The sequence below is a fragment of the Rhodococcus phenolicus genome (assembly GCF_001646785.1).
Lineage (GTDB): Bacteria > Actinomycetota > Actinomycetes > Mycobacteriales > Mycobacteriaceae > Rhodococcus > Rhodococcus phenolicus.
Map to the genome: position 1 here is coordinate 53,312 of NZ_LRRH01000016.1, position 26,403 is coordinate 79,714.

General features: G+C 70.0%; 24 protein-coding genes. 17 read left to right on the forward strand and 7 right to left on the reverse strand.

The genetic code is table 11. The features are described from left to right. The first annotated feature begins 37 nt into the window (after window positions 1-37). Genes A8G15_RS06020 through A8G15_RS06030 form a run of 3 tightly spaced genes read left to right on the forward strand, consistent with a single transcriptional unit; the run spans window position 38 to window position 3,017 of the window. Entirely contained in the window at window positions 38-817 is a 780-nt protein-coding gene (locus A8G15_RS06020; protein ID WP_068156637.1) for an enoyl-CoA hydratase-related protein, read from the forward strand. Window positions 818-869: 52 nt separating this feature from the next. Next, the gene (locus A8G15_RS06025; RefSeq protein WP_068156639.1) at window positions 870-1,847 is read left to right on the forward strand and encodes a class I SAM-dependent methyltransferase; all 978 of its coding nucleotides are present in this window, start codon (window positions 870-872) and stop codon (window positions 1,845-1,847) included. After that, window positions 1,848-3,017, forward strand: a complete 1,170-nt coding sequence (locus A8G15_RS06030; RefSeq protein ID WP_068156642.1) for a THUMP-like domain-containing protein — start codon at window positions 1,848-1,850, stop codon at window positions 3,015-3,017. Here A8G15_RS06030 and A8G15_RS06035 read toward each other — a convergent pair. From A8G15_RS06035 to A8G15_RS06045, 3 genes are all read right to left on the reverse strand, one after another. Then, window positions 3,008-5,335, reverse strand: coding sequence for an arylsulfatase (locus A8G15_RS06035; RefSeq protein WP_068156645.1), 2,328 nt, complete (start codon window positions 5,333-5,335; stop codon window positions 3,008-3,010). The two genes, A8G15_RS06030 and A8G15_RS06035, sit on opposite strands and share 10 nt — an antisense overlap. Before the next feature lie 91 nt (window positions 5,336-5,426). Beyond that, window positions 5,427-6,365: a formylglycine-generating enzyme family protein gene (locus A8G15_RS06040; protein ID WP_068156648.1), complete on the reverse strand. Its 939-nt coding sequence runs from the start codon at window positions 6,363-6,365 to the stop codon at window positions 5,427-5,429. Between the two features lie 43 nt (window positions 6,366-6,408). Next, the gene (locus A8G15_RS06045) at window positions 6,409-7,032 is read right to left on the reverse strand and encodes a GntR family transcriptional regulator (RefSeq protein ID WP_068156651.1); all 624 of its coding nucleotides are present in this window, start codon (window positions 7,030-7,032) and stop codon (window positions 6,409-6,411) included. A gap of 198 nt (window positions 7,033-7,230) precedes the next feature. Here A8G15_RS06045 and A8G15_RS06050 point away from each other — a divergent pair, with 198 nt between their 5' ends. Genes A8G15_RS06050 through A8G15_RS06070 form a run of 5 tightly spaced genes read left to right on the forward strand, consistent with a single transcriptional unit; the run spans window position 7,231 to window position 11,734 of the window. Then, window positions 7,231-8,079, forward strand: coding sequence for an ABC transporter permease subunit (locus A8G15_RS06050; protein WP_082899686.1), 849 nt, complete (start codon window positions 7,231-7,233; stop codon window positions 8,077-8,079). Beyond that, window positions 8,079-8,807, forward strand: a complete 729-nt coding sequence (locus A8G15_RS06055) for an ABC transporter ATP-binding protein (protein ID WP_068156655.1) — start codon at window positions 8,079-8,081, stop codon at window positions 8,805-8,807. The genes A8G15_RS06050 and A8G15_RS06055 overlap by 1 nt, the downstream gene beginning before the upstream one ends. A 43-nt stretch (window positions 8,808-8,850) precedes the next feature. Further along, window positions 8,851-9,927 carry an NrtA/SsuA/CpmA family ABC transporter substrate-binding protein gene (locus A8G15_RS06060; protein WP_068156658.1) on the forward strand — a complete coding sequence of 359 codons (1,077 nt, stop codon included), beginning with the start codon at window positions 8,851-8,853 and terminating at the stop codon, window positions 9,925-9,927. A gap of 14 nt (window positions 9,928-9,941) precedes the next feature. Then, on the forward strand, window positions 9,942-11,306 hold the full coding sequence (locus tag A8G15_RS06065; RefSeq protein ID WP_068156661.1) for an LLM class flavin-dependent oxidoreductase: 1,365 nt from the start codon (window positions 9,942-9,944) through the stop codon (window positions 11,304-11,306). After that, window positions 11,303-11,734, forward strand: coding sequence for an OsmC family protein (locus A8G15_RS06070; protein ID WP_068156662.1), 432 nt, complete (start codon window positions 11,303-11,305; stop codon window positions 11,732-11,734). Before A8G15_RS06065 ends, A8G15_RS06070 begins: the two co-directional genes overlap by 4 nt. Before the next feature lie 25 nt (window positions 11,735-11,759). On the opposite strand, the gene A8G15_RS06075 is transcribed toward A8G15_RS06070, so the two are convergent. Continuing rightward, complete coding sequence (locus A8G15_RS06075; protein ID WP_068156665.1) at window positions 11,760-13,061, reverse strand: outer membrane protein assembly factor BamB family protein; 1,302 nt, start codon at window positions 13,059-13,061, stop codon at window positions 11,760-11,762. A 96-nt stretch (window positions 13,062-13,157) separates the two neighbouring features. Between A8G15_RS06075 and A8G15_RS06080 the strand changes: the two genes are divergently transcribed. Both A8G15_RS06080 and A8G15_RS06085 read left to right on the forward strand, forming a co-directional pair. Further along, window positions 13,158-13,922, forward strand: a complete 765-nt coding sequence (locus tag A8G15_RS06080; protein ID WP_068156668.1) for an acyltransferase — start codon at window positions 13,158-13,160, stop codon at window positions 13,920-13,922. Window positions 13,923-13,962: 40 nt separating this feature from the next. Continuing rightward, window positions 13,963-15,450, forward strand: a complete 1,488-nt coding sequence (locus A8G15_RS06085; RefSeq protein ID WP_068156671.1) for an amidase — start codon at window positions 13,963-13,965, stop codon at window positions 15,448-15,450. A gap of 74 nt (window positions 15,451-15,524) precedes the next feature. Here A8G15_RS06085 and A8G15_RS06090 read toward each other — a convergent pair whose 3' ends face one another. The 3 genes from A8G15_RS06090 to A8G15_RS06100 are packed head-to-tail and all read right to left on the reverse strand — an operon-like array spanning window position 15,525 to window position 19,167. Further along, the gene (locus A8G15_RS06090; RefSeq protein ID WP_068156674.1) at window positions 15,525-16,772 is read right to left on the reverse strand and encodes a glycosyltransferase family 4 protein; all 1,248 of its coding nucleotides are present in this window, start codon (window positions 16,770-16,772) and stop codon (window positions 15,525-15,527) included. Then, entirely contained in the window at window positions 16,769-18,286 is a 1,518-nt protein-coding gene (locus tag A8G15_RS06095) for a 1,4-alpha-glucan branching protein domain-containing protein (RefSeq protein ID WP_068156823.1), read from the reverse strand. Before A8G15_RS06095 ends, A8G15_RS06090 begins: the two co-directional genes overlap by 4 nt. A gap of 50 nt (window positions 18,287-18,336) precedes the next feature. Further along, a complete protein-coding gene (locus A8G15_RS06100; RefSeq protein WP_082899687.1) occupies window positions 18,337-19,167 on the reverse strand; it encodes a class I SAM-dependent methyltransferase in 831 nt (276 codons plus the stop codon). A 180-nt stretch (window positions 19,168-19,347) separates the two neighbouring features. Here A8G15_RS06100 and A8G15_RS06105 point away from each other — a divergent pair, with 180 nt between their 5' ends. From A8G15_RS06105 to A8G15_RS06135, 7 genes are all read left to right on the forward strand, one after another. Then, the gene (locus A8G15_RS06105) at window positions 19,348-20,133 is read left to right on the forward strand and encodes an electron transfer flavoprotein subunit beta/FixA family protein (RefSeq protein ID WP_068156679.1); all 786 of its coding nucleotides are present in this window, start codon (window positions 19,348-19,350) and stop codon (window positions 20,131-20,133) included. A 46-nt stretch (window positions 20,134-20,179) separates the two neighbouring features. Next, the gene (locus tag A8G15_RS06110) at window positions 20,180-21,136 is read left to right on the forward strand and encodes an electron transfer flavoprotein subunit alpha/FixB family protein (protein ID WP_068156682.1); all 957 of its coding nucleotides are present in this window, start codon (window positions 20,180-20,182) and stop codon (window positions 21,134-21,136) included. Window positions 21,137-21,299: 163 nt separating this feature from the next. Beyond that, window positions 21,300-22,139, forward strand: coding sequence for a GNAT family N-acetyltransferase (locus A8G15_RS06115; RefSeq protein ID WP_068156685.1), 840 nt, complete (start codon window positions 21,300-21,302; stop codon window positions 22,137-22,139). Further along, entirely contained in the window at window positions 22,136-22,981 is an 846-nt protein-coding gene (locus A8G15_RS06120) for a lysophospholipid acyltransferase family protein (RefSeq protein WP_082899688.1), read from the forward strand. The genes A8G15_RS06115 and A8G15_RS06120 overlap by 4 nt, the downstream gene beginning before the upstream one ends. Before the next feature lie 45 nt (window positions 22,982-23,026). Then, entirely contained in the window at window positions 23,027-24,262 is a 1,236-nt protein-coding gene (locus A8G15_RS06125) for a cysteine desulfurase family protein (RefSeq protein WP_068156689.1), read from the forward strand. Next, window positions 24,259-25,344: a tRNA 2-thiouridine(34) synthase MnmA gene (mnmA, locus tag A8G15_RS06130; RefSeq protein ID WP_068156692.1), complete on the forward strand. Its 1,086-nt coding sequence runs from the start codon at window positions 24,259-24,261 to the stop codon at window positions 25,342-25,344. The genes A8G15_RS06125 and mnmA overlap by 4 nt, the downstream gene beginning before the upstream one ends. Beyond that, a complete protein-coding gene (locus A8G15_RS06135) occupies window positions 25,341-26,360 on the forward strand; it encodes a uroporphyrinogen decarboxylase/cobalamine-independent methonine synthase family protein (RefSeq protein ID WP_068156695.1) in 1,020 nt (339 codons plus the stop codon). Before mnmA ends, A8G15_RS06135 begins: the two co-directional genes overlap by 4 nt. Window positions 26,361-26,403 lie beyond the last annotated feature (43 nt).

The window sequence follows — 26,403 nt, forward strand, 5'->3', positions numbered from 1 at the left end:
CGGTGATCCGTGGCCGGCGGGCACTAGCCTGAGCGGCATGGCTGAATTCGTCACTCTCGACGTGTCCGACGGCATCGGAACGATCCGGCTCGACCGCCCGCCGATGAACGCGCTGAACCGGCAGGTGCAGGAGGAGATCCGTGCCGCGGCCCGGGAGGCGACGGTCCGCGCGGACGTCAAGGCCGTGGTCGTGTACGGCGGGGAGAAGGTGTTCGCCGCCGGCGCCGACATCAAGGAACTCGCCGAGATGAGCTTCGTGCAGATGAGCGAGGTCGTCGCGGACCTGCAGTCGGCGATCGGATCGATCTCCGAAATTCCGAAGCCGACGGTCGCGGCCATCACCGGCTACGCGCTCGGAGGTGGCCTCGAGCTCGCGCTCGGCGCGGACCGCCGGATCATCGGCGACAACGTCAAGGTCGGAACACCGGAAATCCTGCTGGGCATCATTCCCGGTGGCGGCGGCACACAGCGGCTCGCGCGGCTTGTCGGTCCGTCGAAGGCGAAGGACATCGTCTTCTCCGGCCGTTTCGTCGGACCGGACGAGGCGCTCGCGATCGGGTTGGCCGACGAGGTCGTCGCGCCGGACGAGGTGTACAACGCGGCGCGGAGGTGGGCGGCGCAGTTCACCGGCGCCGCCTCGCGTGCCCTGGCTGCCGCCAAGGCCGCGATCGATCAGGGGCTGGACACCGACCTGGACACCGGGCTGAAGATCGAGCAGCATGTGTTCGCGTCGCTGTTCGCCACGGCCGACCGCACGATCGGGATGGAGTCGTTCATCGCGAACGGCCCCGGCAAGGCCGAGTTCACGGGCAGCTAGACTCCCGGAAACTGGAACTTGTTCTACACTTACCGATGGGTAGGATCACCTCATGACTGCAAGCAGGACCGACGGGAACGATCCCGCGCCGAACCCGCACGCCACCGCTGAAGAGGTGGCGGCTGCGCTCGAGGACACCAAGCTCGCCCAGGTGCTCTACCACGACTGGGAAGCCGAGACGTACGACGAGAAGTGGTCGATCTCGTACGACGAGCGGTGCATCGACTACGCCAAGGGGCGCTTCGACGCGGCCGCGGGTGAGCAGCCCCTCCCGTACGGGAAGGCCCTCGAACTCGGCTGCGGCACCGGGTTCTTCCTGCTCAATCTCATGCAGGCCGGCGTCGCGCAATCCGGTTCCGTGACGGACCTGTCGCCCGGCATGGTCAAGGTCGCGCTGCGCAACGCCGAGAACCTCGGACTCGACGTCGACGGCCGCGTCGCCGATGCCGAGACCATCCCGTACGAGGACAACACCTTCGACCTCGTCGTCGGTCACGCTGTGCTGCACCACATCCCGGATGTCGAGCAGTCGCTGCGCGAGGTCCTGCGCGTCCTCAAGCCCGGTGGCCGGTTCGTCTTCGCAGGCGAGCCCAGCACCGTCGGCAACTTCTATGCACGCTGGCTCGGTCGCATCACCTGGGAGGCGACGACCAACGTCACCAAGCTGCCGTTCCTGAGCGACTGGCGGCGCCCGCAGACCGAGCTCGACGAGTCCTCGCGGGCCGCCGCTCTCGAAGCCGTCGTCGATCTGCACACGTTCGACCCCTCCGATCTCGAGCGAATCGCGACCGCCGCCGGAGCCGTCGAGGCCAAGGCGTCGAGCGAGGAGTTCGCGGCGGCGCTGCTGGGCTGGCCCGTGCGCACCTTCGAGGCCGCCGTGCCGGAGGAGAAGCTCGGCTGGGGCTGGGCGAAGTTCGCGTTCGGCGGATGGAAGACGCTGAGCTGGGTCGACGAGAACGTGCTCAAGCACGTCGTGCCGCGCAGCTTCTTCTACAACGTCATGATCACCGGTGTGAAGCCCGGCAAGTAGTTGGGCTACGACTTCACCCTCGCCGACGTCGCCTACCTGACGTCGGACGAGGCGGCGTCCGCCTTGGCCGAGGTGGACGGCCGGGAACTGTCCACGCGTACGCGTCTGGCCGACATCGGCTGGGCGCGTACGCGTTTCGCGGACCGTGCCGGACTGCTCGTCGAAACCGTGCTGGCGCGTCGCAAGGCCGTGGCGAAACTGCCGGCGGCAGGGAAGTGGCTGCTCACCGACGACGCGGTACAGCAGGCCACCCCTGCCGCGGTCGCCGCGCACCGGGCCGGACGCCTGGCCGGGCGGCGCGTGCACGATGTGACGTGCTCGATCGGCGCGGAACTGGCCGCCCTCGACGGTCTCGCCGGCACCGTGATCGGCAGTGACCTGGACCCGGTCCGGCTGGCGATGGCGGCGCACAACGTGCCTGCTGCGTCCCTGATCCGGGCCGACGCACTGCGGCCCGTCACCCGCGGTACGACCGTGATCGCCGATCCCGCGCGCCGCGCCGGCGGGCGTCGTACGCACGACCCGGCGGCGCTGCAGCCGCCGCTGCCGGATCTGCTCGACGTGTACGCCGGACGCGACCTGGCCGTCAAATGCGCGCCCGGACTGGATTTCGACGCGTTGGACTGGGCGGGGGAGGTCGAGGTGGTCTCGCTCGACGGCGGTGTCCGCGAGGCGTGCCTGTACTCGCCGGGCCTGTCGAGTCCCGGTGTGCGGCGCCGGGCTAGCGTGCTGCGGTCGGACGGCAGCGGATTCGAGGTCACCGATGCGATGTCCGACGACATCGACGACCGGCCGCCGGGGCGGTGGATCGTCGACCCCGACGGCGCGATCGTGCGGGCCGGGCTGGTCCGCCACTGGGCGGCGTATCACGGCCTGTGGCAACTGGATCCGCGCATCGCCTATCTCACGGGTGACACCCTGCCCGACGGGGTGCGCGGGTTCCGCGTCCTCGACCGGTTCAAGTACACCGAGAAGACGTTGAAACAGGCTCTCGCGCAACACGACTGCGGGATCGCCGAGATCCTCGTCCGCGGCGTCGACGTCGACCCCGCGGTACTGCGGCCACGCCTGAAACTGCGGGGGTCGCGTTCGCTGTCGGTGGTGTTGACCCGGATCGGCCGGACCGCCGAAGCGTTCGTGTGCGAAGCCTCGGACCGGCCTCAGATGTAGTCGACGACCACCTTGCCGATGGTGCCGTCGAACGGGAACGGTGCGCGATCGAAGTAGTCGAGCGATACCGGCGAGCCCAGGCAGGTACCGATGTCGAGGCAGTCGTTCGCCGTGAACAACAGCGGTGCGCTGACCGGCACGACGGTCTCACCGACCACCTGTCCGTCGACACACATCCGGACGTTCAGCGGGCCGCCGGGCCGGTCCTCGGCGTACTCGGTGATCACCTCGAGAACGTGCTCGCCGGGCGGAACCGGTTCCGCCGAACGCATCTTGGTGCGCATCAGGATGAACAGGTTGTACTCGTAACAGAGGTGGCCGTCGTCCATGAAACACGTCAGCCCGCCGCCGTTGCCGCCGAGGGCGTAGAGGACACCGTTCGCCCGTTCGGGGACGGTCGACTCGACGGTGACGCGATTGTTCCTGTTTCCGAGTGCGGGGGCGCAGAATTCGGGCATCCGGGTGACATCGCCGGTAAACTCCCAGCTGGTGTACGGCGTGGTGATCCGCTGCTCGGGGTGCAGTGCCACCACCCACAGTCCGCCGCCGACGGGCAGGACGTTGTTCTTGGCGGCCTCGATCGCGAACAATTCCCGCAGCTGGGCCAGCTTCTCGGGATGCTGCTGCGCGAGATCGCGATTCTGGGTCCAGTCCTCGTCGAGATGGTAGAGCTCCCACGTGTCGTCGTCGGGGTTCCAGTCCCGGATTCCGCCGGGCATGCCCTGCAACCACGGTGCGCGGGGTCCGAACGCGGAGGCCATCCAGCCGTCGTGGTAGATCGCGCGGCTGCCCATGATCTCGAAGTACTGGGTGAGTTTGCCGGCCGCGGCATCCCGTTCGATCAGGGTCCGGGCGAAGCTGGCGCCGTCGATCGGATCCTGAGGGATCCCGCTCACCGTGCGGGGTGGGGTGATGCCGAGCAGGTCGTAGAAGGTGGGCACCAGGTCGTTGCAGTGCAGGAACTGGGTTCGCGGGGTCCGATCCGGCGCGACCCGCGCGGGCCAGCGCACCACCATCGGGTTGCGCGTCCCGCCGAGATGCGAGGCGAGAAGCTTCATGCCCTTGTAAGGCGTGCTGCCCGCCCACGCCCATCCCGCGTGGTACATGTTGTCGGTTTTCGGGGATCCGAGTACGTCGAGTCCGCCGAGTTCCTCGAGCGCCGCGATGTGCTGCGCCGTGGTCGTCGGAATTCCGTTCTGCGCCAGTAGTTCACTGATGGTCCCGTCCTGGCCCTCACCGGACGATCCGTTGTCGCCCCAGATGTAGAGGACGAGGGTGTTGTCCCGGTAACCGAGCCGGTCCAGCTCGTCGAACAGCCGCCCGACCTGCACGTCGCAGTGCTCGGCGTAGCCGGCCGCCACCTCCATGAGGCGTCGCTGGAACGGTTTCTCGTCGTCGGGAATGTCGTCCCATGCCGTCATGGTGGGGTCGCGGTCGGTGAGTTCGGCCTCGGGCGGGATCCATCCCTTCTCCTTGGCCCGGGCGAACACGCGCTCGCGGTAGGCGTCCCAGCCGTCGTCGAACCTGCCCGCATACCGGTCGGCCCACGACTTCATGATGTGGTGCGGGCCGTGCAGGCAGCCGCTGGCCCAGTACATGAAGAAGGGCCGGTCGGCGTCGAGCGCCTTGTGCCGCCGCAGCCAGCCGATCGCATCGTCCGCGAGGTCCTCGCTGAGGTGATAACCCTGCTCGGGTGTCTTCGGAGGCAGGACGACGGTGGTGTTGCGGACGAGGTTCGGCTCGTACTGCGATGCCTCCCCGGCGAGGAAGCCGTAGAAGTAGTCGAATCCGACGCCGGTGGGCCAGTTGTCGAACGGCCCGGCGGCGGTGGTCTCCTCCGCCGGGGTGTTGTGCCACTTCCCGAACGCCGCGGTGGTGTATCCGTAGTGCCGCAGCACCTCGGCGCCCGTCGCGCTCGACTTCGGGATGTGGCCCGAGTATCCGTCCCAGTCGTTGGCCAGTTCGGCGATCTGGCCGTTGCCGACGCGATGGTGGTTGCGGCCCGTGAGCAGGGAGGCGCGGGTCGGGGAACACATTGCCGTCGTGTGGAATCGGTTGTAGGCGACGCCCTCGCCGAGCATGCGATCCAGGGTGGGGGTGTTCACCTCGCCGCCGAACCCGCTCGGCAGGCCTGGCCCGGCGTCGTCGATGAGGACGACGAGGATGTTCGGAGCGTCCGGGGGAAGGCGGCGCTGCTGCGCGCGCGGGCTGTACACGGATTCCTGCATGGTGCGGCCCGCGATGCTGCCCGACGGCGTCGGCGGAAACGGCAGAGTCTCTCCGCCGGGTATCGGCGTCGCCCGCAACTGCTGGTTCATTCCCGGATCCCTCCCTCGCCCCACCCGTTTCCAGTGCACCAGCGGATCCGTGCCGCGGCGTCACCCGCACCGGGTGAAAACAGCACTGCGGTCACGGACGGAGAATGCACCGGAAGCCGATGTGGCTCGTCGAGGTCTCCTCGGTCTCGCCCTGCCGGGCCGCGGGCCGGTAACGCAGACAGTAGTTCGGTGCGCACAGGTGCGAGCCGCCCTTGATGACGCGACGCGGATACGGCTCCTGCGGGTCGAGGCCGACCGCACTGTCCACCCGGGGATCGGCCGGAATGCAGCACGACGACGCCGGCGCGACGTTCTTGCCGCTCGCGGAGTGGTCCGCCGCGAAGTGGTCGGCGGTCCACTCCCACACGTTGCCCGCCATGTCGTGGAGCCGGTACCCGTTGGACCGGAAGTGCCCGACGGGGGAGGTTCCGGCGAACCCGTCCTCCAGGAGGTTCTGCCACGGGAACTCGCCCTGCCAGACGTTCCCACCGGGCCTGCCGCCGGGCTCGTGCTCGTCGCCCCACACGAAGGGCTTGCGGTCGAGCCCACCCCGCGCGGCGAATTCCCACTCCGCCTCGGTCGGCAGGTCCTTGCCGGCCCAGTCGGCGTATGCCTGGGCGTCGAACCACGACACGTGCGTGACGGGATGCCGTTCCCGGCCCCCGACGTTGCTGCCGGGACCCTCGGGGTGACGCCAGTCGGCGCCGGGGGTGAAGGACCACCATCGTGTGTGGTCGTCGAGGGGAACAGGTCCCGGCGGCGGCGTGAACACCAGCGACCCGGGTACGAGCAGGGCCGGGTCCGCGCCCGGGTACTGCTCGGGGTCGGGCGCGACCTCCGCGGTCGTGACATACCCGGTGGCCTTCACGAAGCGCCGGAACTCGGCGACGGTGACCGGGTGCTCGTCCATCAGGAATCCGCCGACCGTCACCCGATGGACCGGGCGTTCCTCGGGATAGAAGTCCTCCGAACCCATCCAGAACGTGCCGCCCGGGATCCGGACCATGTTCTTCGTCGCTGCCCGCGTCATGGGGGCAAGCGTCGCACGACCTGCGGCCGTGGGGGGACCGGAGCTACCGCGCCGCCATGGCGGTGATCCGCAGATCCCGGGTGCGCTCCTGGTGAGAGGTCATCAGGGCACGTGCCTGTTCGCCGTTTCCCGCGACGATCGCGTCGAGGATGGCACGGTGCTCCGTCTCGATGGCGTCGAGATTGCCGGACGCCTTCGATTCCTCGGCGTCGTATACGGCAAGTTGTGCGTCGAGCCGTTCCATCAGCTCGGCGATGGTGGGGTTGTGTGCGGCGAAACGCAGCGCTGCGTGCCACTCGTTGTGCAGGCGGAGCGCGGTCGTCGGGTCCGGTGCGGTGAGGGCGCGCTCGAACAGGCTGTCGAGCCGGGCGACGTCGATCTCGGAGCGTCTGGTGGCCGCCGCGAAGGCCGCGGCGGATTCCAGGGCGATCCGGGCATCGCAGATCGCGAGTACTTCCTCCTCGGTGCGCTCGCGCACCATGTAACCGCGGGTGACCTTGACCACCAGCCCATCGAATTCGAGGCGTTGCAGGGCTTCGCGGACGGGGGTCCGCGACAGCCCCATCCCGGTGCCGACGGTGGCGGGCACCAGCATGGACCCGGGCGCGCATTCGCCGCTCGTGATGCGTTCGCGCAGTTGTGCGTACGGCGATCTGTCGTCGTCCACCGGGTGGTCTCCTCCTCGAAGCGTGCAGAAAGTCGATCGAGCAACGCATACCAGGATGCCCCACGAATGGGAAGAGTTTGAATCCATGTGTATACAACTGTCGTCGTAAGTTGTCGGCTGTATTTATAGTGCTCCTCGCACTGCTGTCCGCGAGGAGAACGATGAACACGACCACACCCACCCCGACGGCGACCGACCATGTCTGATCTCACGGTTTCCACAGCACCGGCCGCCGTGCCCGACGCCGGGCGGACCCGTCCCCGCCGCGCCGCGCGCCGGCTCCGCGCGAGCGCGCTGTTGCCGTGGGTCGTACCGGTCCTCGTGCTGCTCGGTTGGCAGTGGGCCTCGACCACCGGACTCGTCTCCGCGTCGATCCTGCCTCCGCCCAGCAAGGTCCTCGACACCGCACGGAATCTCTGGAGCGCGGGAGAACTGCAGACCCATCTGCTGGTCAGCGTGCGGCGCATCGTCATCGGTTTCACCATCGGCGCGGCGATCGGGCTCGTCCTCGGCTTCGCCGTCGGACTCTCGCGGATAGCCGAGGGGCTCGTCGACCGGACGTTGCAGATGTTGCGCGCCCTTCCGCATCTCGCTCTCGTCCCGCTGCTCATCGCGGCGTTCGGCATCGGCGAGCTGCCGAAGGTCATGCTCGTGACTCTCGGCGTCATCTTCCCCGTCTATCTCAACACGGTCGCGGGCATCCGCACCGTAGACCCCAAGCTCGTGCAGCTCGGCCGCTCCTACGGCCTCGGTCGCGGCGAGCTGATCCGGCAGGTCATCGTGCCCGGAGCGATGCCGATGATCCTGACCGGCATCCGCTACGCGCTCGGCGTGGCCTGGCTGACGCTCGTGATCGCCGAAACCATCGCGACCAGCGAAGGTATCGGTTTCCTCGCTCAGAACGGTCGCGACCTGCTCCGCAACGACCGGATCGTCCTCGCGATCGTCCTCTACGCCCTCGCCGGTCTCCTGGCCGACCAGCTCATCAGGCTGGTCGAGGCGCGGGTTCTCCGCTGGAACCCGAACTACCGGAAGGGAACCCGCTGATGTCCCGCGACGATCTCGTCGGTCTCGATCTGCTCGGAGTGGGACACCACTACCAGGACAAGCGAATTCTCGACGACATCGACCTGTCGATCGCGCCGGGCGAGTTCGTCACCTTCCTCGGCCCCAGCGGTGTCGGAAAGTCCACCCTGCTCCGTATTCTGGCCGGGCTCGAGGAGCCGACCGAGGGGCGCGTCGAGCCGACCGTCGACCGGGCCGTCGTCTTCCGGATGATGTTCCAGGAGGACCGGCTGCTGCCGTGGCGTACCGTCCTCGACAACGTCCGGCTCGGCACCCGCGGGCGTCGCGACGAGGCAGCCGCGCTTCTCGCCGAGGTCGGGCTCGCCGGGCGCGAGAGCGCCTGGCCTTCCGAGTTGTCGGGCGGCCAGCGTCAGCGCGTCGCCCTCGTCCGGGCGTTGCTCCACCGGCCCGACGTGCTGCTCCTCGACGAACCCTTCGGCGCCCTCGACGCGATCACCCGCGTCACGATGCAGCAACTGCTCGAACGCATGCTCGCAGAGCGCCCGCGCACCGTCCTGCTCGTCACCCACGACGTCGAAGAAGCGCTCATCCTCTCCGACCGGGTTCTGCTGCTCACCGAATCCGGGATCACGCGCGAACTCCGGATCGACCAGGCCCGTCCGCGGCATCGCGGCGACGCCCGGCTCGCCGCCTGGAAGGAGGAGTTCCTCGACGGGCTTCTCGAGGCCGATCGCGTCCTGCACTCCTGACCCTGCTCTCCCGCTTCGTCCGTAGGAAGGTTTCACCCCCGCTATGTCACCCCTGACCTCCTCGTCGCTGAGCCGACGCGGATTCCTCAAGGCCACCGGTGCCGGTGTGCTCGGCCTGACCGCCCTGTCCCTCGCCGGATGCGGCTCCGACGCCGCGGCCGACGAGGACGGACCTCTCACCCGGGTCCGATACGCACTGATCGGCGACGGCAACGCCGAGCCGGGCACCGTGCTGCGCAACAACCTCGGTGGGTTCGACGTGAGCGCCGACCTCGGCGTCCCCGTGGAATGGCCCACCGGATTCCCGGCGTCCCTGCCGGTGATGGAAGCGATCAAGTCCGGCAGCGTCGACTTCTCCTTCGCGACCGCGACCGCCGTCATCTACGCGATCGGCGGCGGCGTTCCCATCGTGCCGCTGGTGGCGTATCCGTTGCCGGGCAACGAGGTCGACGTTCTGGTCCCGCAGGGGTCCGACATCCGGTCCGCAGCGGATCTGAAGGGCCGCAAGGTCGCCGACCACCGCGGCACGACCGGCACGTACAGTCTGGTCGAGTATCTCGGGACCGCGGGCCTGACGCTCGACGACGTCGAGTACGTCAACCTCACCGCCGCGGACGCCGAAGCGGCGTTCGCGCAGGGCAAGGTGGACGCGTGGATCACGTGGCAGCCGATGGCCGAGCTGGCGAAGCGCAAGCACGGCGCCGCGACACTGCCCGACGTGAAGACCTACGACTACGCGTTCTTCGTCGCGAGCGAGTCCTTCGCGAACAACCATCCCGAGGTCGCGGCAGCCCTCGTCCGCAACGTCCGGGACGCGCAACGCTGGATCGAGGCGAACCCGGCAGCCGCCGTCGACGAGTTCACCCGCCTGGGCGGCTTCGGCGGCAGCGCCATGGAGGCCGAGGTGTACCGGGACCTCGTCGAGACGAGCCGGCTCTCGTACTCCGGGGCGGGGCAGCTCGTCTCGGTGGGTGACGACGCGATCACGGGCACGCAGGATCTCGCCGACAATTTCCACCGGCTCGGCATCTACCCCGAGCAGGTCGACGTCGCGACATGGCTGCGGGATCCGCGGTTCGACTCGATCAAAACCGTTATCGACCAGGAACTCTCGAAGTAGGTATTGCCCACGTCATGTCCGATTCCCAGATGCACCTCGCCGCATTCATCACTGCAGGACCCGGTCGTCCCGGTGGCTGGCGCTACCCGGCGTCGGTCCCCGGATGGCTGTCCGCGGACTACTACCAGAACATCGCCCGCACCCTCGAGGACGGGCGCTTCGACCTCGCGTTCTTCGCCGACATCCTCTCGGTGCCCGACCGTTTCGGGTCGAGCACCGACACGCAGTTGCGCAACGGCGCGCTCGGGTCGATGCGCCTCGATCCGCTGCACGTGCTGGCGTCCATGGGAGCGGTCACCGAGCACCTCGGGCTGGCCGCCACTGTGTCGACCACGTACGCACAACCGTTCACCGTGGCCCGATCGTTCGCCAGCCTGGACCATCTGACCGCGGGCCGCGCCGCCTGGAACGTGGTGACCTCCTTCCAGGAATCCGAGGCGCGCAACTTCAACCGGGACGAGCAGTTCCCCCGCGACAAACGCTACGAACGCGCCGACGAGTTCCTCGAGGTGGCCGCGAAGCTCTGGGACAGCTGGGAGGACGACGCGCTGGTCCTCGACACCGAGGCGCCGCTGTTCGCTGACCCCGCCAAGGTGCACGCGATCGACCACAAGGGCGAGTGGTTCACCGTGCAGGGGCCGCTCAACGTGCCGCGGCCGCCGCAGGGCTACCCGGTGGTGATCCAGGCCGGTGCCTCGTCCAAGGGCAAGGATTTCGCCGCGCGCTGGTCCGACGTGATCTTCTGCAGTCACGCGTCGCTCGAGTCGGCGCAGGACTTCTACCGGGAGATCAAGGAACGGGTTGCTGCACACGGCCGCGATCCGCGTCAGGTGAAGATCCTGCCGTCGATCGCGCCGGTCGTCGGAGCCACGAACGCGATCGCGCGGCAGACCTTCGAGGAACTGTTCGAGCTGGTGCCGTCACTGGGCGGGCTCTCCACCCTCGCCTACCACCTGGACGTGGACCTGTCGACGTTCCCGCTGGACGAGCGGCTCCCGGACGTCGAAGTTCCCGGCGTCGAGGGCCACTACCGCGAGGTCCGCGAGATCACCGAACGCGAGGGACTCACGCTGCGTGAGCTCGGCAAGCAGTACGGGGGCCGTGTCGAAGGCGGATTCATCGGTACCGCAACGGAAGTCGCGGACGGACTCGAGGAATGGTTCACCGGCGGCGCGTGCGACGGCTTCATGGTGCAGGCGCCCTACCAGCCGGGCGGGTTCGAGGACTTCACGCGGCAGGTCGTTCCCGAACTGCAGAAGCGCGGCCTGTTCCGCACCGAGTACGAGGGCGCCACCCTGCGGCAGAACCTCGGGCTCGAGCGGTCCACCGCGCGCGAGTGGGAGAACCGTGTTCCCAAGCCTGGGACGGTTGCCGAATGAGCATCGACGACGCCGTGCCCGTCGCGAACGTCGCGGCCGTGTCCGGCCACACCATTGCCGGGGTTCCCGGCCGGTTCGTGATCGACGCCCGCGCCAACCATCTGGTCACCGACTCGCGGTTCGGTCCCGGTGAGTCGATCCAGGCAGGGGAACTGCTTCTGTCGGCGCTCGTCTCGTGCGCGATGGCGAACTTCGAGTCGAACGCGCAGGAACTCGGGATGGCGGTCAGCGGGATTCATGTCGATGCGTCCCACGCACGGGGAAGCGCGGACCCGACCCGGTACGACTTCACCCGGGTCACGATCTCCGTGCGCGGGGTGGATCAGGCCGCCGCGGACGTCCTGGGCGAGCGGTTCGTCGCCACCTGCCCGATCTACAACACGATCCGGCGCGGCAGCGGGATCGAGTTGACGGTCCTGGCGGCCTGACCCGGCGCCGGCGGTAGGGGAGCCGTCAGCGCAAGGTGTACAGGTCCCCGAGCAGCGTCGTCACCAGCAACTCCCCGTCCGGACCGATCGCGGTGCCGACCGCGAAACCGGATGCTCCCGGCAGGGATTCCTGATCCAGGGTGGTGCCGTCGGAGGCGTCGAAGACCAGCGCGTCGAGACCCTCCGGCGACCGCACCACCGTGTACGCGATCCCGTCCGCCGCGGCGGCCACGGCACCGAGCTGGCGCACGTCGTCCCGCTGCCACAGCGATTCGGCGTGATCCCCGGCGTCACGCAGCGCCACGAGCGGACCGTCCGCGCCGCCACCGGCGAGCAGAATCGTCCCGTCGGCGGTGATGGCTGGGCCCGTCGACGTCAGATACCCCGGATCGTGGCTCCAGCGTGCCGATCCCGACGCGGAGTCGATCGCCCAGAGGGTGCCGTCACCGTCGTGCACGTAGACCGTCGCGCCGTCAGCGGAGAGCACCGGGCTCGTGACCGCACCACCCGGCAGATCGTCGAACGACCATTCCTGGGCGATGTGCGCGTCGTCGCCTCCGGTGTAGCGCAACGCGACGAGCGCCGCACGGTCCGCTCCCGGGCGCCACAGGGTGACGAAGATGCGGTCGGTCGCGAGGTCGACCGCGGGGGTCGTCGCGACGGGGCAGTCGGGTGAGCCGCCGAAACACGCGGCGAGTCCGTGGTCGGGGGCCTGCCGGGGTACGTCCGTGCCGTCCTCCACCGCGGGGACCGGAATCATGTCGTAGATCGGGGCGACGAGCTTGCCGGTCTGTGTGTCCACCACGTTGACCTGACCGAAATGTGTGACCGCCAGCAGGTTTCCGTCGCCGGTGAACTGCGGGCTGCGCGGTGTGCCGCTCACGGGAATGCGCCAGCGCCGCTGACCGTGTTCGTTGAACGAGTACAGCCCACCCTCCTCGCCGACGTAGACGTTGGCGACGGTGTCGGCGACCGGCGTGACCACGCCGACACCCGGAGCGATCCGCGTGCACCAGCGTTTGCGACCGGTGTCGATCTGGTACGCGAACAGATTGCACCCGGCGTCGGTGGAGGCGCTCACGAAGATCTGCCCGTTCGCGGCGATCGACGGCGGGGAGCCGACCGTCCCGCCGACCGACCGGGTCCAGGCGACCGACACATCCGGCAGTCCGGCCACGGTGGAGGTGCTGCTGTTGCGGGCATCGGAATAGCGGCCGGGCCAGCCCCCGGCTGAGAGGATGTCGATCGGTTCGTTCCCGCTTCCGCATCCGCTCAACGCGAGTGCCGCCGTCGTCGCCAGCACTGCCGTCCGCAGGACACCCCGCATCACACATCTCTCCTCAGGCCCGAAGGATACGATCGACCAGCCTATCGGGCCGGGTCCCGTACCCTCCGCACGAGGCTGACCGTAGGCTGGCATGCTATGACGAGCATGTGGGGCGCACCGTTGCGCACGAGGTGGCGTGGTTCCCGTCGGCGGGATTCCGATCAGGCGAAGTTCCTGACCGTCGACTCGCTGCGGTGGGTGCTGGCCAACAAGGCCTACACACCCTGGTACCTGGTGCGGTACTACCGGCTCGCGAAGTTCAAACTCGCGAACCCGCACGTGATCCTGCGCGGCATGGTCTTCCTCGGCAAGAACGTCGAGATCCACTCGACCCCGGAACTTTCCCGGCTCGAGATCGGCAAGTGGGTCCACATCGGCGACGGCAACGCCATCCGCTGTCACGAGGGATCGCTGCGCATCGGCGACAAGGTCGTCTTCGGCAAGGACAACGTCGTCAACACCTACCTCGACATCGAGATCGGTGCGTCCACGCTCGTCGCGGACTGGTGCTACATCTGCGATTTCGACCACCGCACCGAGGACGTGACCTACCCGATCAAGGACCAGGGCATCGTCAAGAGCCCCGTCCGGATCGGCCCCGACACGTGGATCGCCGCGAAGGTCACCGTCCTGCGCGGTACCCGCGTCGGTCGCGGTTGCGTGCTCGGAGCGCACGCCGTGGTCAAGGGCGACATCCCGGACTTCAGCATCGCCGTGGGTTCCCCGGCCAGGGCCGTGAAGAACCGCAGGGCCGACTGGGAGGCGGGTGCCGCGCAGCGCGCCGAATACATCGCCGCCCTCGAGGACATCGCCCGCAAGAAGGCGGGGGACCTGCCGGAAGGCGCCGACGCCGGTTCCTGATCCGGGATTCGCCGTCGACGAGCACGAGGGGAGTTGCGCGATGGAGTATTCCGACTACCGCGGTCACGACGCGGTCGGGCTGGCCGAGCTCGTCGCCAGCGGGCAGGTCGGCGCCGAAGAACTGCTGGACACCGCGATCGCGCGTCTGGACGCGGTCGATCCGGTACTGAATGCGGTGGTGTACCGCCTCGACGAGCGGGCCCGCACCCGCGCGCGGGGTTCGCTCACCGGTCCCTTCGCCGGCGTGCCGTTCCTGGTGAAGGACCTCGCGCAGGACGTCGTGGGCACCCCGACCGGGAGCGGCAGCCGCGCCCTGGCAGCGCTCCCGGCCGCGCGCAACGCGCTCGTCGTCGACCGCTGGCTCGACGCCGGGCTGGTCGTGTTCGGGAAGACGAACACCCCGGAGTTCGGGGCCAAGAACATCACCGAGCCCGAGGCGAACGGGCCGACGCGCAACCCGTGGAACCCGGCGCACACCCCGGGCGGGTCGTCGGGTGGCTCGGCCGCCGCGGTCGCGGCGGGGGTGGTGCCCGCTGCCGGAGCGAACGACGGCGGCGGATCCATCCGGATTCCCGCGGCCTGCTGCGGACTCGTCGGACTCAAACCGGGACGCGGTGTGGTACCGAACGGCCCGGCCATCGGCGAACCCCTGCACGGGGCGGTGTCCAACGGTGTCGTCACCCGGACGGTTCGGGATGCGGCCGCGATGCTCGACGTCGTCGCCGGTGCCGACCCGAGCGGTCCGTACCTCGGTGCCCGCGCCGAGGAGTCGTACGCGGCGATCGCGGGCCGGCCGCCGCGGCAACTGCGCATCGGTTACGCGACCGCGTCGCCGCTGGGCACCCCCGTCGACCGGGAAGCGGTCACCGCCGTCGACGACGCGGTCGCGTTGCTCGACGAACTCGGGCACCACGTCGAACCCGCCGAGACGGGAATCGACGAGCGGCGCCTCGCCACGGACTTCCTGACCATGTGGTTCGCCTCGCTCGCCCAGGAGGTCGACGACGCCCGGCGCCGGACAGGGTGCGGACCGGAGGGTTTCGAACTCGACACCCGGGTTCTCGCGGCCGTCGGGCGCTCGGTGCCGGCACCGGATTATCTTGCGGCACTGGAACGGTGGAACGGGTACACCCGGGGGCTGGTGGCGTTCCACGAACGCTACGACCTGTTGCTCACGCCGACGTTGGCGTCGCCACCGGTACGGGTCGGCGAACTGACCACGCCGCCGCTGATCCGGGTGCTCAGCCGGTTGATCGTCGCGGGCAGGCTCGGCCGTCTCGCGCGTCTCGGTGGCCTCCTGGACTCGATCGTCGACGACAATCTGGGCCGCACGCCCTACACGCAATTGGCGAACATCACCGGGCGGCCGGCGATCTCGGTGCCGTTGTACCGGACCGCCGCCGGGCTGCCGCTCGGCGTCCAGTTCGTCGCCCCGCTCGGCGGGGAGGGCCTGCTGCTTGCGCTCGCGGCGCAACTGGAGCAGGCGCGGCCGTGGGCGCACCTGCAGCCGTCACTCGCATCGGACTGACTGCCCCCGTGCGTGTTTCCGGTAGCACCCGCTACCGGAAACACGCACGAGACGGAAACGTGCAGGGGACGTGATCAGCCGCGGTCGGGAAGCGGACGTTGCGGGATCTGCGGGCGCGCCAGCGGATGACGGACCCGGCGTTTTGCGCCCGAGTACACCTGAGCGGTCTCCTCGGCGACCTGCCGCCAGTCGAAGTCGTCGGTGAGCCGCGCCCGGGCCGCGCGGGCACGATCCTGCGCGGCGTCCGGTTCGTCGAGCAGTTCCCGTACCGCGGAGACGAGCCCGGCCACGTCGCCCGGCTGGAACGACAGGCCGGTGACACCGTCGACGACGGCCTCGCCGAGCCCGCCGGCGGTGGAGGTGACGAGCGGTGTGCCGGCAGCGGCGGCCTCGAGCGCGATGATCCCGAACGGTTCGTAGCGGCTCGGCAGCACGATCGCGTCGGCGCCGTGCAGCCAGCCGAGCAGTTCGGTGTGGTCGAGGTTGCCGAGGAACGTCACCGACCGTGCGACCCGGTGGACGCGCGCCTGCTCGCGCAGCCATTCGAACTGGGTGCCCTCACCGGCGACGACGAGCGTCGTGCCCGGATGCGACCGCCGGATCTTCGGTAGTGCCGCGATCGCGTCCTGCACCCCCTTCTCGTATTCGAGTCGCCCGACGAACAACAGCCGGGCCGGGCCGGTGCGCGGCTCGCGGTCGCGATACGACCAGGTGGTGACGTCGATGCCGTTGCGGATCACCGAGATCGACGGCAGGTCCGGCCCGTACAGCTCGGCGACCTCGTCGCGCATCGACGCCGAACACGTGATGAGCCAATCCGATTCGTTCGCGAGCCACCACTCCACCGAGTGCACCTGACGGTTCATCTTCCCGGACAGCCAGCCGCTGTGCCGGCCCGCTTCGGTGGCGTGCAGGGTGGACACGAGCGGCACGTCGAAGTATTCGGCGAGCGCGATCGCGGGGTGTGCGACCAGCCAGTCGTGCGCGTGCACGACGTCGGGGGTCCAGCCGTCACCGATGCCGCCCTTGCTCAGGCCGACCCCGGCGCGCACCATCGCGTGGCCCATCGCCAGCGTCCAGCCGAGCATGTCCTCACCGAAGTCGAAGTGCGGCGGATCCTCGGCGACCGCGACCACCAGAACGCCCTCGGCGATGTGTGTGACGGTGGGGTGGCTGGACGGGTCGGTTCCCGTCGGGCGCCGGGACAGCACGACGACCTCGTGGCCCGCCGCGGCGAGTTCGGTGGCCAGATGGTGCACGTGGCGACCGAGTCCGCCGACGACGACCGGCGGGTACTCCCACGAGACGATGAGAACTCTCATGTCGGCTCTCCGTTCGGCAGTCGGCGTGCGTCGAGTGCGGGGAACAGGTTGTCGGCGCGGTTCCAGCCGTCGGCGAGGCGCGCGGCCGCGTCGTGGCGGCCCGACGCGACCGCGTCGGCGATCTCGCGCAGCGCGTGCGCGTGCTTGTGCGCGCGGTCGCGCGCGTATCCGGCGGCGGTGTCCTTGCTGACCATGAAGGCCCAGTCGCTCGAGACCGCCATCAGCGCCTCGCGGAGCATCTGGTCGTGGACGCGGTTGCGCAGCGCGGGCAGACCGGGTGCCGCGGTGGCGCGGTCCTTGTCGAGGGTGTCGAGAGCGGTGCGCACGACCTCGTCGTTGAGCCGGACGAGGTCCTGGACCTGCTCACCGGCCCACACCCGCCAGTCCTTGCCGGACCCCCACGACGAATCGGGAAGCTCGACCGGCGTGCCGACGTAGCCGCGGTCGCGGGCGTCGGCGAGGGTGCCGACCTCGATGCCGGCCTCGGGCAGTGCCCGCAGCAGCCGCTCCAGGAACAGCGGTCCCTCGTACCACCAGTGCCCGAACAGTTCGGTGTCGAACGCGGCGACGACGAGGGCGTCCCGGCCGATCCGCGTGGATTCGCTGCGCAGTCGCCGGCGCACGGTCTCGACGAAGTCTGCGACGTGCCTGTCGACCGTCGCGGACGCGAGATCCGGGTCGTAGGGCGCCTTTTCGTGCGACGGTACGGTCCGGCCGGTGACCCGTGCCGGTTTGAGGCCGGTGTCGTGGCAGTAGGTGTGGAAGTCCCGGTACGCGGCGTGTCCGGGGTAGCCGGATTTCGGTGACCACACGCGGTAGGAGACCTGCAGGTCGCGGCCGAACGCGACGACGTCGGAGTCCCACACGGGGCGGCCCAGCGAGGTGTCGCCGCGCAGGGCCGGACCGTCGACCATGAAGTGTTCGACGCCGGCGGCGGCGTAGCCGGATTCCATGCCGGGGGTGAAGGCGCACTCGGGACCCCAGATGCCCCGGGGCGTGTGCTGCCAGCGGGCCCGTGCGTCGTACAGCCCTTCGGACAGCGAGAACGCGCGCAGGCGCGGGTCGAGCAGCGGCTGGAACGGGTGTGCCAGCGGACCGCCGAGAAGTTCGATCGCGTCGGCGTCGATCAACCCGCGAACGACTGCGGAACCTCCGTGGCGCCACCGGGTTTCGAACAGGTCGCGTGCGTCGGCGGCGAGGCGGTGCTCCCGCGCGCCGAGGTCGCGGTAGGACTGCTCGGCCATGCCGGCCGCTTCGTGTGCGCGCAGCTGCCAGTTGCCGAGCCAGTGGTGCATACCGGTCAGGCAGTGCGGATCGTCGAGTTGCGCCGCCAGCACGGGCGTCACCCCGAGGGTGAGCAGCCGGGTGCGGCCCTCGGCGGCGAGCCGGTGCAGTACGTCGGTGACCGGCAGATAGGTTGCGGCCCACGACTGGTAGAGCCATTCCTCGCCGACGGGCCAGCGCCCGTGGTTGGCGAGCCACGGCAGGTGTGAGTGCAGTACGAGCGCGAACATGCCCGGCTCACGTCCTGCCGTGGCACCCCCCGTCGAGTTCGCGCGGGTGGTCACCGTGCCGGATCCTTCACGGCGATGGCGACGAGATCGAGGCTGGCATCGATGTTCTCGGGATCGAGCGTGAAATCGGCCACGTCCACGCCCGCGACGTCGGCGGTCAGTTCGGCCGGCCACGGCTCACCCGCGAGGGCGCGTTCGATCTGCGCGTCGATGAACGAGCCGCCGTGTTTGGCGTCGAGTGCCCGCAGCGCCGGGCCGTGGTGGACACCGGTCATGAGCTCGACGCGGAAGCCCGCCTCGACGAGCAGTTCGGCCAGTTCCGCGGCGTCGAGCTCGCGCGTGTGGAACGGATTGAGGGGAGTGTCGCGGCCGGGGGAGAAGGTGATCCGGTTCGGGGTGCTCACGAGCAGTTCGCCGCCGGGGGCGAGGACGCGGTGGCATTCGCGCAGGAACCGGCCCTGATCCCACAGGTGCTCGATGACCTGGAAGTTGACCACGACCTCGACCGACGCGTCGTCGAGGGGCAGGTCGGCGAGGTTGCCCCGGCGGATGTCCACGCGTGGGTAACGGGCGCGCACGTGCGCGACGGCGCTCTCGTCGTAGTCGAGTCCGATGACGCGCTGCGCGACGTCGGCGATCATGTCGGCCCCGTAACCCTCGCCGCAGCCGGCTTCGAGGACGGTTCGTCCGGCGCACCGCGCGAGCATGTCGCGGTAGACCACCTCGTGCCGGCGGAACCAGTAGTTCTCCTCGGCGATGCCGGGGACGGTTCGCTCGCCCGTGAGGGGCAGTTGTTGCGCCTCGTCGGCGCGGACGGTGGAGTCGCTCACCGCCCCGAGAGTAGACGTACCGGTTAGTTCGCTGTTCGGGGTGGTCCACATCACAAGCGTCTCGTTCCCTTCGTGTGGTTATGGTGAACCGGATCTCTTGCCAAGTTACCGGTGGGTAACTTAGCGTGAGGTAATCTGACGCACACCCCGTGCGAAACACGAGTACTCGGTTCAGGCATCGCCTCGCCGAGCCGAAAAGGCAGCGATACAACAGGAGGTCGACGTAGACCCATGACGAACATCGTCGTTTTGATCAAGCAGGTCCCCGACACGTGGTCCGAGCGCAAGCTCACCGACGGCGACTACACCCTCGACCGCGAAGCTGCGGACGCCGTGCTCGACGAGATCAACGAGCGGGCCGTCGAAGAGGCTCTGCTCATCAAGGAGCGCGACGGTGGCGAGGTCACCGTGCTCACCGCCGGTCCCGATCGCGCGACCGATGCCATCCGCAAGGCGCTGTCCATGGGCGCCGACAAGGCCATCCACCTCAACGACCCGGCCCTCCACGGCTCCGACGCCATCCAGACGTCGTACGCCCTGGCTGCTGCTCTCGGTCAGATCGAGGGCGTCGAGCTGGTCATCGCCGGCAACGAGGCCACCGACGGCCGCGCCGGTGCCGTTCCGGCCATCATCGCCGAGTACCTGGGCCTTCCGCACCTGACCCACCTGCGCAAGCTCACCGTCGCCGACGGCAAGGCCACCGGCGAGCGCGAGACCGACGAGGGCGTCTTCGGCCTCGAGGCCTCCCTCCCGGCCATCGTCTCGGTCACCGAGAAGATCAACGAGCCGCGCTTCCCGTCCTTCAAGGGCATCATGGCCGCGAAGAAGAAGGAAGTGCAGACCCTCACGCTCGCCGAGATCGGTCTCGATCCCGAGATCTTCGGCGTCGCCAACGCCGGTTCCACCGTCACCGGTGTCACCCCGAAGCCCGCGCGTACCGCTGGCGAGCGCGTCACCGACGAGGGCGACGGCGGCAGCAAGATCGCCGCATACCTCGTCTCCAACAAGATCATCTGATCCGCGCCCCGCGAACACAGCAGACACACCAAGGGAGAAAGAAGCAATGGCAGAAGTACTCGTGCTCGTCGAGCACGCCGAGGGCGCTCTGAAGAAGGTCAGCATCGAGCTCATCACCGCGGCGCGTGCGCTCGGTGAGCCCGCCGCCGTCGTCACCGGCCCCGCCGGCACCGCGGACAAGCTGCAGGACGCGCTCGCCGCGGCCGGTGCCGCCAAGGTCTACGCCGCCGAGTCCGACGACATCGACGGCTACCTGGTTACCCCGAAGGTCGACGTGCTGGCCTCCCTCGTCGAGTCCGCCGGCCCGGCCGCCGTGCTCACCGCCGCGAGCGTCGAGGGCAAGGAGGTGTCGGGCCGCCTCGCCGCGCGCATCGGCTCCGGTCTGCTCGTCGACGTCATCGACGTCAAGTCCGACGGCACCGCCGTCCACTCCATCTTCGGTGGCGCGTTCACCGTCGACGCCAAGGCCAACGGCGAGGTCCCGGTCATCTCCGTCCGCCCGGGTGCCGTCGAGGCGCAGCCGCAGGCCGGTGCCGCCGAGCGCGTCGCCGTCGAGGTTCCGGCTCAGGAGGAGTCCGCCGTCAAGATCACCTCGCGTGAGCCCGTCGTCGGCGGCGACCGCCCCGAGCTCACCGAGGCGTCGATCGTCGTCTCCGGTGGTCGCGGTGTCGGCTCGGCGGACAAGTTCTCGGTCGTCGAGGAACTCGCCGACTCGCTCGGTGCCGCAGTCGGTGCCTCGCGTGCCGCCGTCGACTCCGGCTACTACCCGGGCCAGTTCCAGGTCGGCCAGACCGGCAAGACGGTCTCGCCGCAGCTGTACGTCGCGCTCGGCATCTCCGGTGCCATCCAGCACCGCGCCGGCATGCAGACCTCGAAGACCATCGTCGCCGTCAACAAGGACGAAGAGGCCCCGATCTTCGAGATCGCGGACTTCGGCGTCGTCGGCGACCTGTTCAACGTCGCCCCGCAGCTGACCGAAGAGGTCAAGAAGCACAAGGGCTGATCCTCGTAGCCCGGGCCCTCGTAGCCCGATCGCGGCCCCGCTCCGATCTCCCGGAGCGGGGCCGCGGTGCATCCGGCACGCACGTGAAGGTGTTCACCGGCGGTGCATCCCGGCGTCATCGCGGTGCCGCCGGACCGCCGCACCGGTCCGATACACCTGCACCATGACCACGACGTCGGTACTCGCCCGTCCCCGTCTCCATTCCGTGCCGGTGCTGTCCGGACCCCGGTACTCCCTGTTCGTTTCCTCCGATCCGGAACACCGCGAGGCCGCGCAACGCCTGCGCCGGCGGGTGTTCTCCACCGAACCCGGATTCCGGATTCCTGCGGGCGCCGGCGATCTCGACGAGGACCGGTTCGACGAGTTCTGCGACCACGTGCTCGTCCACGACCGTCACACCGGCGCGACGGTCGGCTGCTACCGCATGCTGCCGCCCGAGGCCGCCCGTGCCGCCGGCGGGTACTACACCGCGACCGAATTCGATCTGGCGGTGCTGGATCCGCTCGGTCTCGGCGCGGTCGAGATGGGCCGGGCCTGTGTGGACCCGGCACACCGCTCCGGCGCGGTGCTCACCCTCATGTGGGCGGGCATCCTGCGATACCTGGAATCGACCGGCCACACATGGGTGTTCGGCTGCGTGTCGGTCCCGATGTGCGCGCAGCCGGGCGAGATTCCCGGTGCCAACGTCCTCGCGGTCCGCGACGTGCTTCTGGAACGGCACTCGGCGGCACCCGGTCAGCGGGTGCGCCCGCTGCGTTCGGTGCCGCCGGCCCGCCCCGCGCCCGACGGCTCCGGCCGCCCCGCCCGCGCCGTGCTGCCGCCCCTGCTGCGCGGTTATCTGCGGCTCGGAGCCCGGATCTGCGGCGAACCCGCTCACGACCCTGACTTCGGGGTCGCGGACTTCGTGGCCCTGTTGAACCTCCACGACGCCGACACGCGCTATCTTTCGCGGCTGCGCGGGGCCGCCGAGCAGGCCGACCGGGTCCCGGCGGTTCCGGCGTGAGCATCCGCGCCCACGCCTGGATGCCCGTCAGCCCGTGCGGAATCGGCTGCCTGCCGCGCCGGCCGCAACGTGTGAGTCTTCTCACATGCGCCGCGAGGTGGCTCGTCGTGATCCTCGCGCTGGTCGCCGTGCCGCTCCTCGCCGCGAGCCGGATGCTCCCCGCCGCCGCTCGCGTCGCGCTGCTGCGGCACTGCGCGCGGGGGCTGCTCCGGTGCGCCGGCCTGCGGCTGACGGTCACCGATCTGCGGAACGGACCCGACGCCGCCGAACCCGGAGCCGGTGTCCTCGTCGTCGCACCGCACGTGTCCTGGACCGACGTGCTGGTACTCACCGCGATCACACCGTCCGGCTTCGTCGCCCGCGCCGACCTGCTCGGATGGGGTGCACTCGGGGCCCTCGCCCGGCGCATGCGGGTGATCCCCATCGAGCGCGAGAACCTGCGGGAGCTGCCCGACGTCGTCGCGCGGATCCGCACCCGCCTCCGGCTCGGCGACCGGGTCACCGTGTTCCCCGAGGGCACCACATGGTGCGGGCGGGCGCACGGCCGCTTCCGTTCCGCGCTGTTCCAGGCGGCGGTCGACGCCGAATGCCCCGTTCAGCCGGTGCGGCTGCGCTACCTCGACGGCACCGGCGCCGTCGGCACCGCCCCCGCATTCGTCGGCGACGACACGATCGGCGCGGCCATCCGCCGGATGCTGCGGCACCGGGGCACGGTCGCCGACGTCGTACTCGCACCGCTCCAGCGTCCCGGCACCGACCGGCACGAACTGGCGGCACGGTGCGAACGCGCCGTACGCGGTGAGCCGGACGCGTTGCCGCTCCCGGTCCCGGTTGCCGGATAGCGAGCGGACGAGCACCACCCCGGCACCCGCTATCCTGGACCGGTCATGACCTCGCCCAGCGCCGGCACATCCGGCTCCCCGCACACCGTCTACCTCGACCATGCCGCGACCACGCCGATGCTGCCTGCGGCGATCGAGGCGATGACGCAGGTCTTCGCGACGGTCGGCAATGCCTCGTCGCTACACGGTTCCGGACGTGCCGCGCGCCGCCGCATCGAGGAGGCCCGCGAATCCATCGCCGCCGATCTCGGTGCCCGCCCCTCGGAGGTGCTGTTCGTCTCCGGCGGCACCGAAGGCGACAACCTCGCGGTCAAGGGCATCTTCTGGGCCCGCCGCGCGCAGGACCCGCGACGGAACCGCGTGATCGCCGGCTCGGTCGAGCACCACGCCGTGCTCGACGCCGTCGAATGGCTCGTCGACCACGAGAACGCCGAGGTGACGTGGCTGCCCGTCGACACCGAGGGGCGCGTCGACCCGGCGACGCTGCGGGCCGCGCTGGCCGAGCACGCCGACGAGACCGCGCTGGTGACGGTCATGTGGGCCAACAACGAGGTCGGCACCGTGATGCCGATCCCCGAACTCGCTGCCGTCGCCGCCGAGTTCGACGTGCCGATCCACAGCGACGCGGTCCAGGCCGTGGCGCACCTGCCCGTCGATTTCGCGGCGAGCGGCCTGTCCGCACTGACGGTCGCGGCCCACAAGTTCGGTGGCCCGCAGGGCGTCGGTGCGCTGCTGCTGGGCCGCCAGGTGCCGTGCGTGCCGCTCGCCCACGGCGGCGGGCACGAACGCGACATCCGTTCGGGTACGCAGGACACCGCCTCGATCGTCGGTATGGCCGCGGCGCTGCGCGCGGCGACCGCCGATCTCGCTGCGAACGCCGCCGAGCTCGGTGCGCTGCGCGATGCACTCATCGCGGGCATCGAGGACGCGGTCCCCGGGGCGGTCCTCAACGGGCCGCGCGGCGCGGACCGGCTCCCCGGCAACGTGCATTTCACTTTCCCCGGCTGCGAGGGTGATTCGCTGCTGATGCTGCTGGATGCGGCAGGGATCGAATGCTCCACCGGGTCGGCGTGCACGGCCGGTGTCGCCCGGGCCAGCCACGTGCTGGTCGCGATGGGTGCCGATCCGCGGACCGCGCGCGGATCGTTGCGGTTCTCGTTGGGGCACAGCTCGACTCGTGCCGATGTGGATGCGGTGATCGCGGCTCTGCCGCAGGTGGTGGAACGGGCTCGTGCCGCCGGATTGGCGAGCGCTGCCGGTCGTGGAGGTGACGGACGATGAGGATTCTCGCGGCGATGAGCGGCGGTGTGGACTCGGCGGTGGCTGCTGCCCGCGCCGTCGATGCCGGACACGAGGTCGTCGGTGTGCACCTGGCGTTGTCGACGGCGCCGGGCACCCTGCGTACGGGCTCGCGGGGCTGCTGCTCGAAGGAGGACGCCGGTGATGCCCGGCGTGCCGCCGACGTGCTCGGCATCCCGTTCTACGTGTGGGATTTCGCAGATCGCTTCAAGGAAGACGTGATCGACGATTTCGTCGCCGCGTACGCGGCGGGGCAGACACCGAACCCGTGCCTGCGCTGCAACGAGAAGATCAAGTTCGCGGCGCTCGCGGATCGGGCCGTCGCGCTCGGCTTCGATGCGGTCGCCACCGGTCACTACGCGCAGTTGCACGACGGGGTGCTCCGCCGCGCAGTCGACGCCGACAAGGACCAGTCGTACGTCCTCGGCGTTCTCACGGCCGAGCAGCTGTCCCGGGCGATGTTCCCGGTCGGGGACACCCCCAAGGAGCGGATCCGCGCGGAGGCCGCCGAGCGGGGCCTGGCCGTCGCGAACAAGCCGGACAGTCACGACATCTGCTTCATTCCCTCGGGCGACACCCGTGCCTTCCTCGGAGCCCGCATCGGTGTGCGGCCCGGCAAGGTCGTCGATGTGGACTCCGGCGCGGTGCTCGCCGAACACGAAGGCGTGCACGGCTTCACGATCGGTCAGCGCAAGGGTCTCGGTATCGCCGGACCCGGCCCGGACGGCCGTCCCCGCTACGTGACCGGGATCGACCCGGACAGCGGCACCGTGAAAGTGGGATCCGCCGAGCACCTGCAGGTCCGCTCGATCACCGCCGAACGCGCGGTGTGGACCGCGGGCGCGGCACCCGAGGGACCGATCGAATGCGTCGTGCAGGTGCGCGCCCACGGGGGCATCGCCCCCGCGATCGCCGAGGCCGTCGGCACCGGCATCGAGATCACGCTGCGCGAACCGCTCACCGGCGTCGCCGCGGGCCAGGCCGCCGTGCTCTACCGCCCCGATGCGGCCGGCGACATCGTCGTGGGCAGCGGCACCATCGCCGCCGCGGCCGGCGCCCGGTGACCGCGGCCCCCGGTCCCGGAAGCTGGGCGGGCGTCGCGACGGGTATCGGATCGTGGCCCGGCGTCGACGCGCGTGAATCGGCGGCGGTGATCCTCGGCGAGCTCGCCGCGCTCCCGCATCTCGTGGAACTGCCCGCCCGCGGCCTCGGCGCGGACATGATCGGCCGTGCGAGCGCGCTGCTGGTGGATCTGCATCTCGACGGCACGACGACCGGCTACCGGCTCACCGGGCGTCGCGGCGCGATCGCCGCCCGGGCGGAGGACCTGCTGCACCAGGACCTCGATGGATTCGAAGAGGCCTGGGAGAACGCGGGTCTCGGCTCCGGGCGCACCGTGAAGGTGCAGTCCGCCGGGCCGTTGACCCTCGCCGCGCACACCGAACTGACCACCGGACGGCGGGTGCTCACCGATCCGGGTGCGGTGCGGGACCTGTCCGAATCGCTGGGGGAGGGTCTGTCCCGGCACGCGGCCGAGATCACCCGCCGGACGGGCGCCGCGGTCGTCGTGCAGCTCGACGAGCCGGCACTGCCGGACGTTCTGGCGGGAACCCTGAAGGGCCGGACGATCCTCGAAACCGTCGCCGCGGTGCCCGAACCGGAAGCCCAGCACGTGCTGGACACGACGATCGAGGCGACACGGCGTCCGGTCGCGGTGCACTGCTGCGGTGGGACCGTTCCGACCGCGCTGCTGCGGGCGAGCGCCGCGGACGCGGTCGCGCTCGACGTCGACCGGGTCAGCGATCTCGACGGCATCGGGGAACTCCTCGACGCCGGTACCACACTGCTGCTCGGCCTGGTCCCCACGACCGCACCGGCCACGCCGCCGACCTGGCGGGAGGCCGCGGCACCGGCGGTGACGCTGATCGACCGGCTCGGGTTTCCCCGCACGGTCCTGCGGTCGGTGGCGGTGACTCCCGCGTGCGGGCTGGCCGGTGCCGATCCGGCGTGGGCCCGCACCGCGCTGCGACTGACCCGCGACGTGGCGGCGGCGTTCGCCGAGGACCCCGAATCCCTCTGACTGCGCGGCCCGAGCGACCGGGAACTGTCGGCGCCCTCGACTA

What these genes read in the sequence shown, in the direction of transcription:
- A8G15_RS06020 (WP_068156637.1), top strand. Translation starts at nt 38, where the DNA reads ATGGCTGAATTCGTCACTCTCGACGTGTCCGACGGCATCGGAACGATC.
- A8G15_RS06025 (WP_068156639.1), top strand. Translation starts at nt 870, where the DNA reads ATGACTGCAAGCAGGACCGACGGGAACGATCCCGCGCCGAACCCGCAC.
- A8G15_RS06035 (WP_068156645.1), bottom strand. Translation starts at nt 5,335, where the DNA reads ATGAACCAGCAGTTGCGGGCGACGCCGATACCCGGCGGAGAGACTCTG.
- A8G15_RS06040 (WP_068156648.1), bottom strand. Translation starts at nt 6,365, where the DNA reads ATGACGCGGGCAGCGACGAAGAACATGGTCCGGATCCCGGGCGGCACG.
- A8G15_RS06050 (WP_082899686.1), top strand. Translation starts at nt 7,231, where the DNA reads ATGTCTGATCTCACGGTTTCCACAGCACCGGCCGCCGTGCCCGACGCC.
- A8G15_RS06055 (WP_068156655.1), top strand. Translation starts at nt 8,079, where the DNA reads ATGTCCCGCGACGATCTCGTCGGTCTCGATCTGCTCGGAGTGGGACAC.
- A8G15_RS06060 (WP_068156658.1), top strand. Translation starts at nt 8,851, where the DNA reads ATGTCACCCCTGACCTCCTCGTCGCTGAGCCGACGCGGATTCCTCAAG.
- A8G15_RS06065 (WP_068156661.1), top strand. Translation starts at nt 9,942, where the DNA reads ATGTCCGATTCCCAGATGCACCTCGCCGCATTCATCACTGCAGGACCC.
- A8G15_RS06070 (WP_068156662.1), top strand. Translation starts at nt 11,303, where the DNA reads ATGAGCATCGACGACGCCGTGCCCGTCGCGAACGTCGCGGCCGTGTCC.
- A8G15_RS06075 (WP_068156665.1), bottom strand. Translation starts at nt 13,061, where the DNA reads ATGCGGGGTGTCCTGCGGACGGCAGTGCTGGCGACGACGGCGGCACTC.
- A8G15_RS06080 (WP_068156668.1), top strand. Translation starts at nt 13,158, where the DNA reads ATGACGAGCATGTGGGGCGCACCGTTGCGCACGAGGTGGCGTGGTTCC.
- A8G15_RS06085 (WP_068156671.1), top strand. Translation starts at nt 13,963, where the DNA reads ATGGAGTATTCCGACTACCGCGGTCACGACGCGGTCGGGCTGGCCGAG.
- A8G15_RS06090 (WP_068156674.1), bottom strand. Translation starts at nt 16,772, where the DNA reads ATGAGAGTTCTCATCGTCTCGTGGGAGTACCCGCCGGTCGTCGTCGGC.
- A8G15_RS06095 (WP_068156823.1), bottom strand. Translation starts at nt 18,286, where the DNA reads ATGTTCGCGCTCGTACTGCACTCACACCTGCCGTGGCTCGCCAACCAC.
- A8G15_RS06100 (WP_082899687.1), bottom strand. Translation starts at nt 19,167, where the DNA reads ATGTGGACCACCCCGAACAGCGAACTAACCGGTACGTCTACTCTCGGG.
- A8G15_RS06105 (WP_068156679.1), top strand. Translation starts at nt 19,348, where the DNA reads ATGACGAACATCGTCGTTTTGATCAAGCAGGTCCCCGACACGTGGTCC.
- A8G15_RS06110 (WP_068156682.1), top strand. Translation starts at nt 20,180, where the DNA reads ATGGCAGAAGTACTCGTGCTCGTCGAGCACGCCGAGGGCGCTCTGAAG.
- A8G15_RS06115 (WP_068156685.1), top strand. Translation starts at nt 21,300, where the DNA reads ATGACCACGACGTCGGTACTCGCCCGTCCCCGTCTCCATTCCGTGCCG.
- A8G15_RS06125 (WP_068156689.1), top strand. Translation starts at nt 23,027, where the DNA reads ATGACCTCGCCCAGCGCCGGCACATCCGGCTCCCCGCACACCGTCTAC.
- mnmA (WP_068156692.1), top strand. Translation starts at nt 24,259, where the DNA reads ATGAGGATTCTCGCGGCGATGAGCGGCGGTGTGGACTCGGCGGTGGCT.